This window comes from Streptomyces shinuiensis (genome assembly GCF_043660855.1).
Taxonomy (GTDB): domain Bacteria; phylum Actinomycetota; class Actinomycetes; order Streptomycetales; family Streptomycetaceae; genus Streptomyces.
On sequence record NZ_JBIHML010000001.1, the window covers coordinates 593,437 to 610,619 of the forward strand.

A 17,183-nucleotide genomic window follows, 5' to 3' on the forward strand; every position below is an offset into this window, starting at 1 on the left:
GTCCCTCCGGACGGTCAGCGGGCGACGGCGGCGGACATCCGGTACAGCCGCAGCGCGAGCTGCACCTCCAGGGCCCTCTCCGGGCACTGCCATTCGCTCCCCAGCAGTCGTCCGACCCGCTCCAGCCGCTGGGCCACGGTGTTGACGTGGACGTGGAGCACGTCCTTGGTGCGGGCCGGGCTGGAGCCGGAGGCGAAGTACGCCTCCAGGGTGCCCACCAGGTCCGTGCCGCGGCGCTCGTCGTACTCCAGGAGCGGGCCGAGGGTGCGGCGGACGAAGCCGTCGACGTCCCGGCCGTCGGCCAGCAGCAGCCCGAGGAAGCCCAGGTCCCCGGCCGCCGCGCCCTCCCCGAAGCGGCCCAGCAGCCGGAGGGTGTCCAGGCAGCGGCGGGCCTCGTCGCAGGCCGCGGCCACCGCCGCCGGGTCGGCGGCGGGCGCGGGTACCGGCGGGGAGGCGCCGACGGTGACGGAGGCGTGGACGGCCGCACCGAGCTGGGCGGCGACCTGCCGGGCCGTGCCACCGGGATCTCCCGGAACCCCGGGCCCCCCGGCGCCCTCCCCGCCGGCCAGCGGCAGCAGCAGGACGGTGCCGCCCTCGCGGGCGGCGGCCAGTCCGCGCCGGGTGGCGGCCAGATGGGAGGCGGCCGACCACAGCCGCTGCCGGTCGGTGGTCTCCCGCTGCCCCGTGCCGCCGTCGGCGTCCAGCCGGGCTGCGAGGACGACGTGGGGGACGTCGAGGTCGGCTCCGAGCCTGGCGGCGCGCTCGCGCAGCAGCCGGGGGTCGCGGTCGGCGGCGTCCAGCAGGTCGTCCAGGAGTTCGCCGCGCACCCGCTGCTCGGCCTCGCCCGCCGAGCGGCGGGCCAGCAGCAGCAGCGAGGTGACCATGGCGGCGCGTTCGAAGGTTCGCTGGTCCATGGGATCGAGTTCGCGGTGGCCGCGCAGCACCAGCGCGCCCAGCAGCTCGCCGCCCGCGGAGACGGCCGCCACCCAGGCGTCGCCGTCGCGCACCGCGTGGCCGTCGCGGCGGGAGCGCTCGACGGCCCGGGCGGGCGCGCTCCCTCCCCCTTCGGAGATCTCCGCGAACTCCACTCCGCCGTCCAGGACCTCGGAGACGGCGGCGGCCACGTCGTCCACGCCTCCGCCGCGCAGGACAAGTTCGGCGAGCCGGTCGTGGACCTCCGAGGAGCGTTCGATGGCGGCGCTGCGGTCTCGGATGATGGCGTTGGCGGCCTCCAGTTCGGCCATCGCCTCGCGGGTCTCGGCAAGCAGCCGGGCGGTGTCGATGGCGACGGCCGCGTGGGCGGCGAAGGAGGCCAGTAGCGCGACCTGCTCGCGGTCGAAGACACGGGGGCGGCGGTCGGCCGCGAAGAGCACGCCGATCACCTCGCGGCCGAGCATCAGCGGCACCCCGAGGATCGCCACCAGGCCCTCGTCCCCGACCCCGGAGTCGATGTTGCGGGTGTGCAGGAAGCGCTCGTCGCGCATGTAGTCGTCGGTGACGTAGGGCCGGGCGGTCTGGGCGACCAGTCCGCCCAGGCCCTCCCCCATACCCAGGCGGAGCTGCTGGAAGTCCGCGGAGACCGATCCCTCGGTGACGCGCATGTAGGTGTCGCCGGCCTCGGGGTCGTTGATGGTCATGTAGGCGACCTCGGTCCCCAGCAGGGAGCGGGCGCGCTGGACGATGGCCCGCAGCACGTCGTCCAGCTCCCGCACCCCCGCCAGGTCGTGCGCCGTGGCGAACAGCGCCGTCAGCTCCGCCTCGCGCCTGCGGCGCCCCTCCAGTTCGGAGCGCACTCTCAGGGCGAGGAGCCGGGCGCGGTCAGCCGCGGGGGAGCCTTCCGGCCGCCCGGGCCGCTCGTACTCCTCGGCGGGCGCACCGCGGGCGAGGAGTTCCAGGAACGCCAGGGGCGCGGATTCGGCGGCGGGCTCGTCGGCGGGCTCGGCTGCGTGGTGCTCGGGCATGGGCACAGGGATACCTGCCGGTGGTACGGGCGCGCCAGGGTCGGTGCGCGGGCGTGTGCGCCCGGCGCGCCGGATCGCGGGTCGGTTGCGCCGGGAGTGCGGGTCAGTGTGCCGTCCAGCCGCCGTCCATCACCAGGGACGCGCCGGTGACGAAGGACGCCTGCGGGCCGCACAGGTAGGCGACGGCCTCGGCGACCTCCTCCGGCTCGATCAGCCGCTTGACGGCGGCGTCGGCGAGCATCACCTCGGAGACCACGCGGTCGGCGGGGATGCCGTGCGCCTCGGACTGGTCGGCGATCTGCCGCTCCACCAGTGGGGTGCGCACATAGGCGGGGTTGACGCAGTTGGAGGTGACGCCGTGCGCGGCTCCCTCCAGGGCGACGACCTTGGACAGTCCCTCCAGCCCGTGCTTGGCGCTGACGTAGGCGGACTTGTAGGCGGAGGCACGCAGCCCGTGGACCGAGGAGATGTTGACGATCCGGCCCCAGCCCCGGCCGTACATGTGCGGCAGGGCGCCGCGCACCAGGCGGAAGGGGGCCTCCAGCATCACCGTCAGCACGGTGCGGAAGACCTCCGGCGGGAACTCCTGCACGGGGCGCACCAGTTGAAGCCCGGCGTTGTTGACCAGCACATCGGTGCCGGCGGCGGCCCGCTCGGCGGCGTCGAGGTCGGTGAGGTCGAGGTGGACCGGCTCCAGGGCGCCGGGCAGGCCCTCCGCCCGCTCGGCCAGCCTTCGCAGTCCTTCGGTGTCCCGGTCCACCGCACGGACCTCGGCGCCCGCGGCGGCCAGCCGCAGGGCGCAGGCCCTGCCGATGCCCCCGGCCGCGCCGGTGACCAGGGCGGTGCGCCCGGCGAGGTCGAGCGGCACGGCGAGGGCGCCCGGGGCCGGTCCGGAGACGGAGGACGGGGGGACGGTACGCGGGGTTCGCGGCGCGGTCATGGCCAGCACCCTAGGCAGCGGCCGCTCCCCCACCGATGTGCGTCGCACCCATACTTCACTCCCCCGTGGTGGTCTGGAACCACGTGGGAGCGTCCCTCCCCGCCCGTTCGATGCGCGTCAGCGCGAACTCCTCCAGCGGGGGCAGTTCGTCCGGGCCGAACCACCCCACTTCCAGGGACTCCTCGTCGTTGACCCGCGCCCGGCCGCCCACCGCCCGGCAGCGGAAGGACATGTCCACGAACTGGCAGACGTCGCCGTTGGGATAGCGGACCGGGGCCAGCGTCTGCACCAGCACCAGCCGCTCGGGCACGGCCCGCACCGCGGTCTCCTCGTACACCTCGCGCACCACGGCGTCGGCGGGCTGCTCACCGGGCTCGGGGATGCCTCCGACGATCGACCAGTGGCCGGTGTCGGCCCGCCGCCCGAGCAGGACGCGGCCCTCGCCGTCGAAGACGACCGCGCTGACGCCGGGGAGGAAGAGCAGTCGCCGCCCCACGCCGGCGCGCAGGTCGCGGATGAAATCGGGAGTCGCCATACCGCGAGCCTACGGACCCGTCGCCGCCGCCCGCGGACGGCCGTGCGGGCACGCGGCGGACGCGTTCTTCCCGGGGCGTATCCCGGCATCGGTCCCAGGGGCTACGGTGTCCCCCACGTCACGGCCCGCGGCTGGTGCCCGGAGGACCTCCGGGCCCGGCGCGGCGGCCGTATGTCTCGGGGGGTCGCAGACGATGGCTTCACCGGCGCTCGGATCACTGTCCGCCGCACCGGAGCGAAGCGGCGTGCCGGACGCCGCCGGCGCCGCGTTACTGGGCTGCTGCGCCGGCTGGGCGCTGCTGTGCGCGGCCGGGCGGGACGCCCGGCCGGAGGGGGTGCTGCTGGCGGTGCTGGCGGTGGCGGCCGGGTACGCCTGCGGGCGGATCGGGGGTTCCCTGCTGCCGACCGCCGCGCCCGCCGGGGCGGCACTGGCCGGGCTGGGCTCGCTCCTCCTCTCCCCCGCCTTCCCCCTGCCGGATCCGTCGGCCAGCGTGTCGGCCGGGCGGGTGGGCGCCGAGGCCGCGCTGGCGGTACTGGCGTCGGGCGCGGCGTGCTGCGCCGCGTGGGCGGCCAAGAACGCGCGGTCGCGGCGGCTGCTGCACGCGCTGGTCCCGGCGGTCGCGGCGGCGGCTCTGGCGACCGGATCGCCCGCCGGGTGCGCCGCGGCGCTCGGGGTGCTGCTGTGCTCGCTGGCCGCGGGCCGGGTGCGCCGCAGGCTGCCGGTGCTGGCCGCACTGGCGGCGGCAGCCGCGGCCGTGGTGGGCGCCGTCTGGGCGGTGGCCGGCGGCGCGCTGCCTGCGGCGCTGGAGAGACCGCTGCAGGAGCCGCTCACCTCGCAGCGGATCGTGCTGTGGCGGGAGGCCGTGGCGCTCGCGGCGGAGCATCCGGTGCGCGGCGCGGGGCCCGACCGGTTCGGCGCGCTGAACCGGGCCGCCGAGCAGGGTGCCGCCCCGGACGGCAAGCCGCACTCGGCACCGCTGCAGACGGCGGCCGAGCAGGGGGTGCCCGGTGTGCTGCTGCTGGGCGCCGCCTTCGGCTGGGTGCTGCTCGCGCTGTACCGGTCGCCGCGCCCGACACCGGTGGTGCTGGCGGCGGGCGCGGCGCTCACGGGGCTGGCCGCGGTGGCGAGTGTGGGCAGCGCCCTGAGCTTCAACCAGATCACCATGGGCGCGGGGCTGCTGGTGGGGCTGGCGACCGCCGGGGAAGGCTGGGACGTCCCGTAGGGGCCGCGCGGCGGGCCGGGTGGGCGGCCGGGCGTTCAGCCGTCCCGCTCAGCCGGTCCGTACGACGCGTTCCGCAGCCAGCAGCCGCCCCTCGGCGTAGCCGCGCGCGGGGCCGGACAGTCCGGTGGGCCTGCCGCTGTGGAGGACGGTCAGAGCGCCGGTGGAGGGCGCCTCCGGGTCCGGTTCCGCACCGATGCGCCGCAGTGCCTGGGCGGCGACCGCGGCGGCCGAGCCGTACAGCACCGGCTCGGGGGCCGCCGGGGAGCGGACGGCGGCGCGGATGCGCTCGGCGACCAGTTCGTAGTGGGTGCAGCCCAGCACCACGGACCGCACCGTGCGCGGGGTGAGGGCGGCGGCCGCGGCGACGGCCGCGTCGACGGCGGCCTCGTCGCCCTTCTCCACGGCGTCGGCCAGCCCGTGGCAGGGCACCTCGGTGATCTCGGCGCCGTTTCCGAACCGAGCGATGAGGCGGCGCTGGTAGGGGCTGCCGGTGGTGGCGGGGGTGGCCCAGACGGCCAGGGGACCGCCCGCGGCGGCGGCCGGCTTGACGGCGGGCACCGTGCCGACGACCGGCACCGCCGGCTCCAGCTCGGCGCGCAGCACCTGCAGGGCGTGCACGGAGGCGGTGTTGCAGGCGACGATCAGCGCGTCGGGCCCGTACGCGGCGGCCGCCCGCGCGCAGTCCAGGGCGCGGGCGGTGATGTCGTCGGCGGTCCGCGGTCCCCAGGGCATGCTGTCGGGGGCGGACGACAGGACGAGGTCGGCGTCGGGTCTCGTACGCCGTACCGCGGCCGCGGCGGCCAGCAACCCGATACCGGAGTCCAGAAGCGCGATTCTCACGGAGCACAGCGTACGGGCACGGGCGCACGCGGCGCCCGCCGGACGGTCCGGCCGGCCCCGCGTGCGGGAGGCCGCCCGGGGGAGGTCACTTGCGGCCGGGTGTCCACCGCATGCCCCAGCCGTAGGCCCGGTCCACCGCCCGCTGCGGGCTCATCCCGCGCTCGGGCACCAGGAAGCGCGACTCGCGCCGGACGACGAGGTCGCCTCCGTCGTTGGTGATCAGCGCCAGGGCGCAGACGGTGGAGGGGAGGGTGCACTCGTCGAGGGAGAAGCCGACGGGGGCGCCGTGCCGCGGTGTGAGCGTCACCGCGGCGTGGAGACCGGCGAAGCTGCGGGCTCCCTCATAGATCGTGACGAAGATCAGGATCCGCCGGAACCTCTCCCTGTGGTCGAGGTTGATCGTGAGGTTCTCGCCCGTCTCCACGGCGCCGGTGCGGTCGTCGCCGTCGAGGTGGACGTACGGCGGCCGGTGCAGCGCGCCGAAGGTGTTGCCGAGGGCCTGGACGACCCCCTTGCTGCCGTCTGTGAGCTCGTACAGGGCGCACAGGTCCAGGTCGAGGCCGGTCTGCGGCACCAGGGCCCGGCCCAGTCTGCTCCCCCAGCCCCCGGGCTGCCTGCGCGTCTGCCAGTCGAGGTTGACCCGCATCGTGCCGGAGGTGCCGCCCTGCTTGGCCAGGGAGACCGTGGGCGCCTCCTTGGTCAGGGTGACCTTGCTCAGCCGCACCGGCCGCGGCGCCGACTGTGGTGAGGGGTGTGATGACGGGGTGGCGGCGGGGACCGCCGGCGCGGGGGCGGAGGGGGGCGGCGGCGCCTGCGGCTCGTCGACGGTGATCCCGAAGTCGGTGGCGAGGCCGGCCAGTCCGCTGTCGTACCCCTGCCCGACGGCACGGAACTTCCAGGCTCCCTGCCTGCGGTAGAGCTCGCCGAGCACGAAGGCGGTCTCGACAGTTGCGTCCCGGCTGTCGAACCGGGCGAGTTCGGCTCCGCTGCCCGCGTCGAGCACCCGTATGCGCAGCCCCGGCACCCGGCCGAAGTTCCCGCCGTCCGCGGAGGCGGCGACGACGACCTTCTCGACGGCGGGCTCGACCCGGGCGAGGTCCACGGCGAGGGTGTCGGTCACGGCGCCGCCCGCGGGGTGCTTGCCCTCGTGCCGCACGGCGCCCGAGGTGTGCCGCGCCTGGTTGTAGAAGACGAGGTCACCGTCCGAGCGGACCCTGCCAGAGGAGGCCAGCAGCAGCGCCGAGGCGTCCACGTCCGGCACCTCCGGCCCGGTGCTCCACCCCACCTCGACCCTGACCGAGTCCGCTGGAACCGGGACGTTGGCGCCTTTGAGCATGGTCATTCTTCCCTCTCCGTGACCGGGCCGTCCGCGCCCGCCGCGCTCCGCCGGCCTCCCCGCTTCCGGACGGGCGGGATGGCCGTTTTCTTCATTTTTGGCCGCAGCCGCGGCCGATGACCGCGGAGAGCCCGTCAAATGACCTTCTTCTCACTCTCCCCAACCAGCACATCGTGGGCTTAACTTATGAGTATGACGTCCCCCCGCAGCACCTACGGCGGTGGCTACTACAGCGCGCCGTCCTTCGCTGACACCCCGATCTACGACAGCCTGGTCGCCGAGCGGGGCACCCCTCAGATCGCGCCCATACGCGTCCCGGCGTCCCCGTACGAGACCTCGGACCACCTGCCCGCCCTCCCGGCCGCGCTGCCCGCGCTGCCGTCGGGGCCCTCCTACCAGCCGCAGCCGGCGCGGGGCTACCCGGCCCCGGCCCACCAGCAGCCCGCACCGGTCCAGCAGCCGGCGCCGCTGCAGCAGGCTCCCGCGCCTTACATCCCGCAGCAGGCTCCCGCGCCGCGCGGCGGGTACGGCTACCCGCAGCAGCCGCAGCCCCAGCAGATGCGTCCGGTCGCCGCCCGCCCGGTGCCCGCCCAGAGCCCGTACCCCGGCTCCTACGAGGAGCCCTACGGCCACTCGTACCAGGGGCGTGGTTACTGACCCGCCGACCGTCCGGCCCGGGTGGCAGGATGGGCGCATGACCACGTCCGCACTGGCCGCGCTCAACCTCTACCCGGTGAAGTCGTTCGCGGGTGCCGGCACCGCCCGTGCCGTCGTGGAGCCATGGGGACTGTCGGGGGACCGGCGCTGGATGGCGGCCGGTCCCGACGGCGCGCCACTCACCCAGCGCGGGCATCCGCGCCTCGCGCTGGCCGCCGCCGAGCCGCTGCCCGGCGGCGGCCTGCGGCTGTCCGCCCCCGGGATGCCGCCGCTGACCGTCGAGGTGCCGGACCCGGCCTCGGGCACCGATGTGTTCGAGGTATGGAACACCAAGGTCGAGGCCGTGCCCGCGTCCGGCGAGGCGCACGACTGGCTGACGGCGTACCTGGGGGCACGGGCGCGGCTGGTCCACATGGACGCGCCCGAGCACCGGCGCCCGGTCATCTCCCCGCACGGCCGCCCGGGTGAAACGGTGAGTCTCGCCGACGGGTTCCCGGTGCTGCTCGCCACGGTTTCGTCGCTGGACGCCCTCAACCTGCTGATAGAGCAGGGGGATCACCCGGACGAGGGCCCGCTGCCGATGGACCGCTTCCGGCCCAACGTGGTCGTCGAGGGCACCGCCCCCTGGTCCGAGGACGGCTGGCGCCGCATCCGGATCGGCGAGGTGTCCTTCCGGGTGGCAAAGCCCTGCGGCCGCTGCGTGGTGACCACGACCGACCAGGCCACGGGCGAGCGGGGCAAGGAGCCGCTGCGCACCCTGGCGAGGCACCGCCGCTTCGGCGACCGGCTGCTGTTCGGGCAGCTTCTCGTCCCCGAGAACACCGGCACCCTGCGCACGGGCGACCCCTTCGAGGTCCTGGACTGACGGGTGCGGGCGGCACGGCGGGGCGGGATGAGGCCCCGCATCCGCGGGGTCCCCACCGGACACCGTTCGTCCTGCTCACCGTCAAGCAGGTCGTGCGGCCCCGCCGTGCCACCCTGGCCGTCCGGGAGGGGAGCGCCGCTCCACACCCCTACTCCCGGTTGCGCACCGCCCCAGCGGGCGGCCCCTCCCGGCGCCGGCGGCCACGGGGCGATCGGCCCGGGCAGGGCCCGGACGCCGCCGGGCGGCCGGGAGCCTTTCCGAAGGCGTCCCCATGGAACGGAACACGGAGGCTCCGCCGCACCGGTCCACCCGTGGGCGGCCGAACGGCGAAGGCGCGGCGCCACGTTAGGCAACGGGGGGTTGCGAGAACGTTGCGCCGGGGCGGCGCGGGGCGTCCGGCCCCCGCGGAGGGGAGATCCCGTAGGCGTCGCGCAGAGCTCGCAGCCGGGCGCCGGACACCGCCCCGGCGGCCGGGGGCAGCGCGCCGACCAGGGCCTCCAAGGCCTCCAGATCGTCCTCCCCCCAGGGCGTGCGCACCCAGGTGTCCAGCAGTTCCGGATCCCGGCGGGCGAGCAGTGCCCGCCGCAGCCTGTCCTCCAGCATCCGTCGCGTCCGCACCACCCCGGGCGCCTCGGACAGCGGCAGCAGCGGACCGCGGTAGGCGGCCAGCGCGGTGGACAGGTCACCGGCCCCCAGCGCCTCGGTGACCGTGTCGCAGTCGGTGCGCACCCGGGCTGTCAGACGGTACGGGCGGGAGGCCAGCAGCGGACCCAGCACCCCGCGCAGCCGGGACAGTTCGGCGCGCAGGGTGACGGGGCTGACATCGCGTTCGCCGTACAGCTCCAGGGCGAGCCGGCCGCCGGAGAGCCCGCCGGGGTGGGAGGCGAGCAGCAGCACGATCTCGCTGTGCCGCGCTCCCAGCCGTACCGGCGCCCCGGAGCGGCCGGTGTGGAGCAGGGCGCCGTCGCGGCCCAGGACTTCCAGGAGGCGGGCCGGAGCGGCGGCCGGGGCGAGGGAGGCGAGTTGGGCCTCGGCCGCCCGGGCGGTGGCCTGGACGAGGGCGAGGCTGTGCGGTGAGGCGAGGTGGTCGCCGCCGGTGATGTCCACGGCACCCAGCACCCGGCGGGTGCGCGGATCACGGACGGGGGCGGCGGCGCAGGTCCAGGGCTGGGCGGGGCGGCAGTAGTGCTCGGCGGCGAAGATCTGCACCGGGTGTCCGAGGGCGAGCGCGGTGCCGGGGGCGTTGGTCCCGGCATGGGGCTCGGACCAGCGTGCGCCGGGGACGAAGTTCACCCGCTCCGCACGCCGTCTGACACCGGCGTGGCCCTCCACCCACAGCATCCGGCCCTGCTCGTCGCAGACCGACAGCAGATGGGCGCCGTCCTCGGCGATACCGCCCAGCAGCTCCCGGAACAGCGGCATGACCCGGCCCAGGGGGTGCTCCCGGCGGCGGGCGGCGAGGTCGTCGTCGGTGAGGTCCACGGGAACCACGCGGTCCACCCCGACCGACGCTCTGGCCGAACGCCGCCAGGAGTCGGCTATCAGACCGCGCACGGACGCGCCGACCGCTTCCCCGGTCAGGAATGCCTCGTGGGCGCGGCGCACCGCTCCGGCCCGTTCGGCCGGGTCCGCACCCGCCTCCAGCGACAGCCATTGTCTGAACACGCCGCCATCGTGCTGCCGGGGAGGGCGCCGCGGCAACCGGGCGGCGGGACGCGGAGTGTCGCGTGCGAGGGCTCGTCGCGGCGTGCGGCCCCCACCCGGGCGGCGCGTACGGGTGTGGCCGACCGCGTGCAGGGGACACGGGCCACGGGCGCCGCATGTCCCGGAGGGCCCCGGGGCCCCGAGGACCGGCCGAGCCGCGGGCCGAGCGGCGGCCCGATTGACGACCGAGCCACGACCGAGCCACGACCGGAGGTTCCATGCAGACGCACCCCCCACTCGCCGACCGCGAGTGCGCCGAGCTGGACGCACACTGGCGCGCCCTGAACTACCTGGCCGCGGGCCAGCTCTACCTCCGGGGCAACCCGCTGCTGCGCGAGGAGCTGCGGCCCGAGCACGTCAAACCGCGGCTGCTGGGCCACTGGGGCACCTGTCCGGGCCTGGCCCTGGTCTACACCCATCTGAACCGGGTGATCGGTGCCCGCGACCTGGACGCCCTGTGCGTGTGGGGGCCGGGCCACGGCGCGCCCGCGGTGCTGGCGGGGAGCTGGCTGGAGGGCACCTTCGGGGAGCGGTGGCCCGGCATGGGGCGCGACGAGGCGGGGATGGCGCGGTTGTTCGAGCAGTTCTCCGCCCCCGGCGGGCTGCCCAGCCACACCTCCCCGGTGGTGCCCGGCTCGATCCAGGAGGGCGGGGAGCTGGGCCACTCCCTGTCCCACGCCTACGGGGCCGCCCTCGACAACCCGGACCTGGTGGCCGTCTGCGTCGTCGGGGACGGCGAGGCGGAGACGGGACCGCTGGCCGCCTCCTGGCACTCGAACAAGTTCCTGGACCCGGTGCACGACGGCGCGGTGCTCCCGATCCTGCACCTCAACGGCTACAAGATCGCCAACCCGACCGTCCTGTCCCGCATCCCCCACGAGGAGCTGGACGCCCTGCTGCGCGGCTACGGCCACGAGCCGCTGTATGTGACGGCCGCCCCGGACACCGCCGCGGCCGAGGTCCACCGCGCCCTGGCCGCAGCCCTGGACACGGCGCTGGACGAGATCGCCGCGATCCGGCGGGCGGCGCGTGAGGAGGGGGCGGCAGGACGGCCCCGCTGGCCGGCGATCGTGCTGCGCACCCCCAAGGGCTGGACCGGACCGCGGGAGGTGGACGGCGACCCGGTGGAGGACACCTGGCGCTCCCACCAGATCCCGGTGAAGGGCGTGCGCGACGATCCCGGCCGACTGCGTGTGCTGGATCGGTGGCTGCGCTCCTACCGGCCCGGGGAGCTGTTCGACGGCTCCGGCCGCCCCCTGCCCGGTGTGCTGGCGCACGTACCGCGCGGGGAGCGGCGGCTGGGGGCCTCCGAACACGCCGACGGCGGCCGGCTGCGGCGACCGCTGCCGCTGCGCGGCCCGGAGGCCTTCGCGGTGCCGGTGGACGGGCCCGGCGCGTCCTCCCACGAGCCGACCCGGGTGCTGGGCGGCATGCTGCGGCAGGTCTTCGAGGACACCGCCGAACGGCGCGACTTCCGGCTGACTGCCCCGGACGAGGCCGAGTCCAACCACCTCCAGGACGTCCTGGAGGCAACGCCCCGCGCGTGGCAGGGCACCTCGCTCGCGACGGACCGGAACCTCGGCGGCCACGGCCGGGTGATGGAGGTGCTCTCCGAGCATCTGTGCCAGGGCTGGCTGGAGGGCTACACCCTCACCGGACGGCACGGGCTGTTCACCTCCTACGAGGGGTTCTCCACCATCGTGGCGAGCATGGTCACCCAGCACGCCAAGTGGCTGCAGAGCGCCCGCGAGGTGCCCTGGCGGGCTCCCGTCCCGAGTCTGAACTACCTGCTGACCTCGCATGTGTGGCGCCAGGACCACAACGGCTTCTCCCACCAGGACCCCGGTTTCGTCGACCATGTGCTCACCAAGAGTCCCGGCGTGGTGCGCGCCTACTTCCCCCCGGACGCCAACACCCTGCTGTGCGTGGCCGACCACGTGCTGCGGACGACGGACACGGTGAACGTGGTCGTCGCCGGCAAGCAGCCCTGCTTCGACTGGCTCGGACCGGAGCAGGCCCGCGACCACTGCGAGCGCGGCGCCGGGGTATGGGAGTGGGCCGGGACCGAGCGGCCGGGACGGGAGCCGGACGTGGTGCTGGCCTGCGCCGGGGACGTGCCCACCCAGGAGGCGCTGGCCGCGGCCTCGCTGCTGCGCGAGCATCTGCCCGGTCTGGCGCTGCGGGTGGTGAACGTCGTGGACATCGCCCGGCTGATGCCCGCCTCACGGCATCCGCACGGGCTGCCGGACGCGGAGTTCGACGCGCTGTTCACCCGCGACCGGCCGGTGGTCTTCGCGTATCACGGCTATCCGTGGCTGGTCCACCGGATCGCCCACCGCCCCGGCCTCCACGACCGGCTGCACGTGCGCGGTTACCGGGAGAGCGGGGCGACCACCACCCCGTTCGACATGGTGGTCCGCAACGGCCTGGACCGCTACCGGCTGGTCATGGACGTGACCGACCGGGCACCGGGGTTCGCGGAGCGGGCCGGAGGACTGCGCGGGTCGGTGCGGGAGGCGCGCGAGCGGCACCACGGCTGGATCCGCGAGCACGGCACCGATCTGCCCGAGGTCGCCGACTGGCGCTGGCCGGGCTGACGGGCCGGACCGGCCCGAGCGGAGCAGAGCGGTCAGGCGGCCGTGGGGACGAGAACCACGGGGCAGTGGGCGTGGTGCAGCACCGCGTGGGTGACCGGGCCCAGACGCATGCCGAAGAGGCGGTGGCGGCGGTGCGCGGCCAGAACGACCAGGTCGGCGGCCGCGCTGGCCTCGACCAGCGCGTGGCCGGGCCCGGCGTACACCGTCTCGACCCGGGCGTCGACGTTCGGGTGCGCCTCGCGCAGCCCGGCGACGGCGTCCATCGGCACGCTCTCCTCGTAGCGGGCCTGCTCCTCGGCGATCTCCTCGAGCACCCGGGTCGGCGGCGGCACCATGACGCCGGGGTAGACCGGCAGCTCCCAGGCGTGCAGGACGAGCAGTGCCGTCGCCCGCCGTCCGGCCTCCTCGAAGCCGTAGCGCGCCGCGTCGGTGTCCGCCCCGTACTCCACCCCGACGACCACGGTGTGCCGGGGGCGCTCGTTGTCGCCGCGCACGACCATCAGGGGGCCCTCGATGTGCGCCGCCACCCGCAGGCTCACCGAGCCCAGCAGCAGCCCGGTGAAGCCGCCGTGGCCGCGGGTGCCGACCACGGTGAGCGCGGCCCGGCGCCCGGCGCGCACCAGCGCGGCGACGGCGTTCTCACCCGCCGCCGACGGCCTGACATCCAGCCCCGGAGCGCTCTCCCTGGCCCGTTCGGCGGCCGACTCGGCGATCTGCCGGGACTGCCGGGCGAGCGCCCGCCGGTGCTCCTCGTCGGCCGGGCGGACCGCCTCGGCCTCCCCGGCGGCGCCGGGAGCGCCGTCGGACGCGCGCCGGTGGGCGGACGCGCCGCACAGGACCTCCAGGGGCGCGCCCCGCAGCACGGCCTCCTCCACCGCCCGGTCCAGAGCGCGCAGGGAGTGGTCCGAGCCGTCGACGCCGACCACGACGGGAAGCTGGGCGGAACGGTTCACTGTCCTCACTTCTCCACGGGCGGGCGGTCCGCTCGGACCGCGGCGGGTGTGCGGGTCCCGGTCCACCGCCACGGGCGGACCGGGCCCCCGGTGTCCCCGAAAGGCGCCTTGCCGGACCGGGGGGCGCCCGAGTACCCTCCCCACCTCCTCCTTTCACTCCTTCCGGGCCTGTTGAGCGGCTGTGCAGTGCGCTCCGGTGCCGATAAGGTCGGTCGTGGAAGCGAGAGAGGACGCCACCGGTCGTCCCGGCCTCCGGCCTGCGCGGTTCCGCGCCGTCGTCCTCTCCCCGTCCGCCCGCTCCCGTGCGAGACCGGGCGGGCGGCGACCGGCGGCGAGGGGGGTGAGCGATCGTGCGAGCGATCGCCGGGCTGTGGCGGTGGCGGGGCAACCCGCTGCGCCGGACCACCGACCGTGTGGAGGGCTGGCTGGCGCTGGCCGCCGTCCTGCTGATGGCCCTGGGCACACCCGCCGTCGCGCTGTGGGGCACCCGGACGGCGCACGAGACGCTGACGGGCGTCGTGCGCGAGCAGCAGCGGCAGCGGCACCAGGTGTGGGCGACGGTGGCCCAGAGCACTCCGCCCGTGGCCGACCGCCCCGAGGCCGGGTCCGGCCACCGGGTGAACGCCACCTGGACCGCGGTCGACGGCCGTACCCACTCGGGCACGGTCGTCGCCGACCGCCCGACCGAGCCCGGTGACCGGCTGCGCGTGTGGGTGGACGCCCGCGGCGAGATCGCCGCGCGTCCGATGGACGCCGCCACCGCTTCCTCGCACGCCGCCCTGGCCGGATTCGGCACGGCGGTGGCCGCGGCCGGTCTGGTGGAGACCGTACGGCGGCTGCTGGTGCGGCGGCTGCTGGCCCGGCGCTACGCGCGCTGGGCGCAGGAGTGGGCCCGGGTGGGCCCCGACTGGGGTCGTGCCGGACGGTCGAACTGACCCGAATACGGCCCGAATCAGGCCAGGGCAGGCATGCGGAGGGCCTGCCTCCGCCGTGGCGGGCGGACCGGTCATCCCATCGGCCCGGCACACGCTACGGTGGTGCATCCGGATGCGCGCGGCAGCGCGATCGAGGTTCGCACGAGGTTTGAGGCAAGGCGGTCCATGGCACAGGGCTTGGTCCAGGTGACGCACACCAGCTCGTCGCGGTGGCGGCGCCGAACGGGAGACTACGCCACCATCTCCGCCGCCCTCTGTGCCGCCGGCGACGGCGATGTGCTGACCGTCGCCCCCGGCACCTACCGCGAGAACCTGGTGATCGAACACGCCGTCACCCTGCGCGGCCCCGAGCGCTCCGACGTCGGCTCGGTGCGTCTGGCCCCCGCCGACGGGGTGGCGCTGACCGTACGCGCCGCGGCGGTCGTACGCGATCTCCAGATCGAGGGCCAGGACGCCGCGGCGCCCGCGCTGCTGGTCGAGGACTGCGTGGCCGAGCTCTCCGGGCTGCGGGTGGTGACGCGGTCGGCCTCCGGCATCGAGGTGCGCTCCGGGGCCCGGCCGACCCTGCGCCGCTGCACGGTGGACAACCCGGCCGGGGTGGGCATCGGCGTCGGCGGGGGCGCGGGCGGGCTGTTCGAGGAGTGCGAGGTGGTCGCGGCCGGGCAGGCGGGCATCGCGGTGCACGAGGGCGCCCATCCCCGGCTGGAGCGCTGCCGGGTCCACCACGCCTCGGGCGCGGGGCTCTCGCTGTCCGGGGAGGGCAGCGCGGTGGACGCCGTGGGCTGCGAGGTGTACGAGATCAAGGGCGCGGGGGTGCGGGTCGCCTCCCGGGCGGTCGGAAACCTCACCGAGTGCCGGGTGCACCGCACCTCCGCCGACGGCGTCACCCTCGACACCGACGCGGTGCTCACCCTCGCCGACTGCGAGATCCACGACATCCCGGAGAACGCGGTCGACCTGCGCTCGCGCTCGGTGCTGACGCTGACCCGCTCCACGGTGCGCCGCTTCGGCCGCAACGGCCTGTCGGTGTGGGATCCGGGCACCCGTGTGGACGCCAACGGGTGCGAGATCCAGGAGAGTACGGGCGACTATCCGGCGGTGTGGGTCAGCGACGGCGCATCGGCGCTGCTGGACTCCTGCCGGGTCCACGACGTGCCGGACGCGCTGTTCGTCCTGGACCGGGGCTCGCGGGCCGACGTCCTCGACAGCGATCTGGCGCAGGTGCGCAACACGGCGGTGTCGGTGAGCGACGGCGGGACGGTCCAGCTGGACGACTGCCGCATCCGGGAGGCCGCCACCGGTGCCTGGTTCCGCGACCACGGCAGCGGCGGCGCTCTGGCCAACTGCACGATCGACGCCACCGGGACGGGCGTGATCGTCACCAAGGGCGCCGATCCGGAGATCGACCGCTGCACCGTGACCGATCCGGCCGAGGCGGGCTTCTACGTCTCCGCCGAGGGGCGCGGCACCTTCTCGAACTGCCGGGTGACCGGCTCCAGCGGCTACGGCTTCCATGTGATCGACGGCTGCCGCACCACGCTGAGCCGCTGCCGCACCGAGCGCTGTGCGCGCGGGGGCTACGAGTTCGCCGACGGGGGACCCGCCGTCGAGGACTGCACCAGCGATCGGAGTTCCGCGCCGGTCACGTCCGAGCCCGGGCCCCCCGTCTCCCCCGCCGTCCAGACCGCGGGCCTGCTGGGCGGCATACCCCAGCAGTCGGCCGCCACGGCGCCCCCCGCCGTGTCAGCCCCTGTGCCCGCGTCCGGGGGGTCCCCCGCCGGCGAGGCCTCCGGCGGACCGGCCAAGGAGGCGCGGCCGGCGAAGGAGGTGCTGGGCGAACTCGACGCGCTGGTCGGCCTGGAGAGCGTCAAGCGGGAGGTGCGGGCCCTCATCGACATGATCGAGGTGGGCCGCAGGCGCCGCGAGGCCGGTCTCAAGGCGGCCTCAGCGCGCAGGCACCTGGTGTTCACCGGGTCCCCCGGCACCGGCAAGACCACGGTCGCCCGGCTCTACGGGGAGATCCTGCACTCCCTCGGGGTGCTGGAGCGCGGTCATCTGGTGGAGGTCTCCCGGGTGGATCTGGTCGGCGAACACATCGGCTCGACGGCGATCCGCACCCAGGAGGCGTTCGACCGGGCGCGCGGCGGCGTGCTGTTCATCGACGAGGCGTACGCCCTCTCGCCCGAGGACTCCGGCCGGGACTTCGGCCGGGAGGCGATCGACACCCTGGTGAAGCTGATGGAGGACCACCGCGACGAGGTGGTCGTCATCGTCGCCGGCTACACCGCGGAGATGAAGCGCTTCCTGGAGACCAACCCCGGTGTCGCATCCCGCTTCTCACGCACCATCACCTTCGGCGACTACACGCCCGAGGAGTTGCTGCGGATCGTCGGGCAGCAGGCCGAGGAGCACGAGTACCAGCTCGCCGAGGGCACGGCCGAGATGCTGCTGGGGTACTTCGCCGAGCTTCCCAAGGGGCCGACGTTCGGCAACGGCCGTACCGCGCGGCAGACCTTCGAGGCCATGGTCGAGCGGCACGCGGGCCGGGTCGCCCAGCTCGACGACCCGGACACCGACGATCTGACGCTGCTCCACCCCGAGGACCTGCCTCGGGAGCCGCGGCACTGACCGTCCCGCC

The 17,183-nt window shown here is 75.6% G+C and carries 13 protein-coding genes; 6 read left to right on the forward strand and 7 right to left on the reverse strand.

Going from position 1 to position 17,183, the window contains the following annotated elements; translation table 11 throughout:
- Positions 1–14 precede the first annotated feature (14 nt).
- The 3 genes from ACGRHY_RS02525 to ACGRHY_RS02535 all read right to left on the reverse strand — a co-directional run bounded on the left by ACGRHY_RS02525 (position 15) and on the right by ACGRHY_RS02535 (position 3,436).
- On the reverse strand, positions 15–1,961 hold the full coding sequence (locus ACGRHY_RS02525) for a helix-turn-helix domain-containing protein (protein WP_394633744.1): 1,947 nt from the start codon (positions 1,959–1,961) through the stop codon (positions 15–17).
- 103 nt (positions 1,962–2,064) lie between these two features.
- Positions 2,065–2,901 (reverse strand): 3-hydroxybutyrate dehydrogenase, encoded by an 837-nt coding sequence (locus ACGRHY_RS02530; protein ID WP_394633745.1) that lies wholly within the window; start codon positions 2,899–2,901, stop codon positions 2,065–2,067.
- Between the two features lie 55 nt (positions 2,902–2,956).
- Positions 2,957–3,436 (reverse strand): NUDIX hydrolase, encoded by a 480-nt coding sequence (locus ACGRHY_RS02535; RefSeq protein ID WP_394633746.1) that lies wholly within the window; start codon positions 3,434–3,436, stop codon positions 2,957–2,959.
- 244 nt (positions 3,437–3,680) lie between these two features.
- On the opposite strand from ACGRHY_RS02535, the gene ACGRHY_RS02540 reads away from it, so the two are divergent.
- Positions 3,681–4,658, forward strand: coding sequence for an O-antigen ligase family protein (locus ACGRHY_RS02540; protein WP_394633747.1), 978 nt, complete (start codon positions 3,681–3,683; stop codon positions 4,656–4,658).
- Between the two features lie 48 nt (positions 4,659–4,706).
- On the opposite strand, the gene ACGRHY_RS02545 is transcribed toward ACGRHY_RS02540, so the two are convergent.
- Both ACGRHY_RS02545 and ACGRHY_RS02550 read right to left on the reverse strand, forming a co-directional pair.
- Positions 4,707–5,498, reverse strand: coding sequence for a glutamate racemase (locus ACGRHY_RS02545; RefSeq protein ID WP_394633748.1), 792 nt, complete (start codon positions 5,496–5,498; stop codon positions 4,707–4,709).
- A gap of 85 nt (positions 5,499–5,583) precedes the next feature.
- Positions 5,584–6,834: a TerD family protein gene (locus ACGRHY_RS02550; protein ID WP_394637896.1), complete on the reverse strand. Its 1,251-nt coding sequence runs from the start codon at positions 6,832–6,834 to the stop codon at positions 5,584–5,586.
- Positions 6,835–7,026: 192 nt separating this feature from the next.
- Between ACGRHY_RS02550 and ACGRHY_RS02555 the strand changes: the two genes are divergently transcribed.
- Together ACGRHY_RS02555 and ACGRHY_RS02560 are read left to right on the forward strand one after the other, a co-directional pair.
- Positions 7,027–7,491 (forward strand): DUF6643 family protein, encoded by a 465-nt coding sequence (locus ACGRHY_RS02555; protein WP_394633749.1) that lies wholly within the window; start codon positions 7,027–7,029, stop codon positions 7,489–7,491.
- Positions 7,492–7,528: 37 nt separating this feature from the next.
- A complete protein-coding gene (locus ACGRHY_RS02560; protein WP_394633750.1) occupies positions 7,529–8,356 on the forward strand; it encodes an MOSC domain-containing protein in 828 nt (275 codons plus the stop codon).
- 345 nt (positions 8,357–8,701) lie between these two features.
- Here ACGRHY_RS02560 and ACGRHY_RS02565 read toward each other — a convergent pair whose 3' ends face one another.
- Complete coding sequence (locus ACGRHY_RS02565) at positions 8,702–10,021, reverse strand: helix-turn-helix domain-containing protein (RefSeq protein WP_394633751.1); 1,320 nt, start codon at positions 10,019–10,021, stop codon at positions 8,702–8,704.
- Between the two features lie 257 nt (positions 10,022–10,278).
- Here ACGRHY_RS02565 and ACGRHY_RS02570 point away from each other — a divergent pair, with 257 nt between their 5' ends.
- Positions 10,279–12,657: a phosphoketolase family protein gene (locus ACGRHY_RS02570; protein WP_394633752.1), complete on the forward strand. Its 2,379-nt coding sequence runs from the start codon at positions 10,279–10,281 to the stop codon at positions 12,655–12,657.
- 32 nt (positions 12,658–12,689) lie between these two features.
- Here the strand turns inward: ACGRHY_RS02570 and ACGRHY_RS02575 are convergent, their stop codons facing one another.
- Positions 12,690–13,610: a universal stress protein gene (locus tag ACGRHY_RS02575; protein WP_394633753.1), complete on the reverse strand. Its 921-nt coding sequence runs from the start codon at positions 13,608–13,610 to the stop codon at positions 12,690–12,692.
- Positions 13,611–13,960: 350 nt separating this feature from the next.
- On the opposite strand from ACGRHY_RS02575, the gene ACGRHY_RS02580 reads away from it, so the two are divergent.
- Positions 13,961–14,545, forward strand: coding sequence for an Rv1733c family protein (locus ACGRHY_RS02580; RefSeq protein WP_394633754.1), 585 nt, complete (start codon positions 13,961–13,963; stop codon positions 14,543–14,545).
- A 165-nt stretch (positions 14,546–14,710) separates the two neighbouring features.
- Positions 14,711–17,173, forward strand: coding sequence for a right-handed parallel beta-helix repeat-containing protein (locus ACGRHY_RS02585; protein WP_394633755.1), 2,463 nt, complete (start codon positions 14,711–14,713; stop codon positions 17,171–17,173).
- Positions 17,174–17,183: the final 10 nt, after the last annotated feature.

Excerpts from the sequence above, each read along its gene's own strand:
- ACGRHY_RS02550 (WP_394637896.1), bottom strand. The coding sequence starts at position 6,834 with ATGCTCAAAGGCGCCAACGTCCCGGTTCCAGCGGACTCGGTCAGGGTC.
- ACGRHY_RS02585 (WP_394633755.1), top strand. The coding sequence starts at position 14,711 with ATGGCACAGGGCTTGGTCCAGGTGACGCACACCAGCTCGTCGCGGTGG.
- ACGRHY_RS02560 (WP_394633750.1), top strand. The coding sequence starts at position 7,529 with ATGACCACGTCCGCACTGGCCGCGCTCAACCTCTACCCGGTGAAGTCG.
- ACGRHY_RS02525 (WP_394633744.1), bottom strand. The coding sequence starts at position 1,961 with ATGCCCGAGCACCACGCAGCCGAGCCCGCCGACGAGCCCGCCGCCGAA.
- ACGRHY_RS02555 (WP_394633749.1), top strand. The coding sequence starts at position 7,027 with ATGACGTCCCCCCGCAGCACCTACGGCGGTGGCTACTACAGCGCGCCG.
- ACGRHY_RS02570 (WP_394633752.1), top strand. The coding sequence starts at position 10,279 with ATGCAGACGCACCCCCCACTCGCCGACCGCGAGTGCGCCGAGCTGGAC.
- ACGRHY_RS02535 (WP_394633746.1), bottom strand. The coding sequence starts at position 3,436 with ATGGCGACTCCCGATTTCATCCGCGACCTGCGCGCCGGCGTGGGGCGG.
- ACGRHY_RS02530 (WP_394633745.1), bottom strand. The coding sequence starts at position 2,901 with ATGACCGCGCCGCGAACCCCGCGTACCGTCCCCCCGTCCTCCGTCTCC.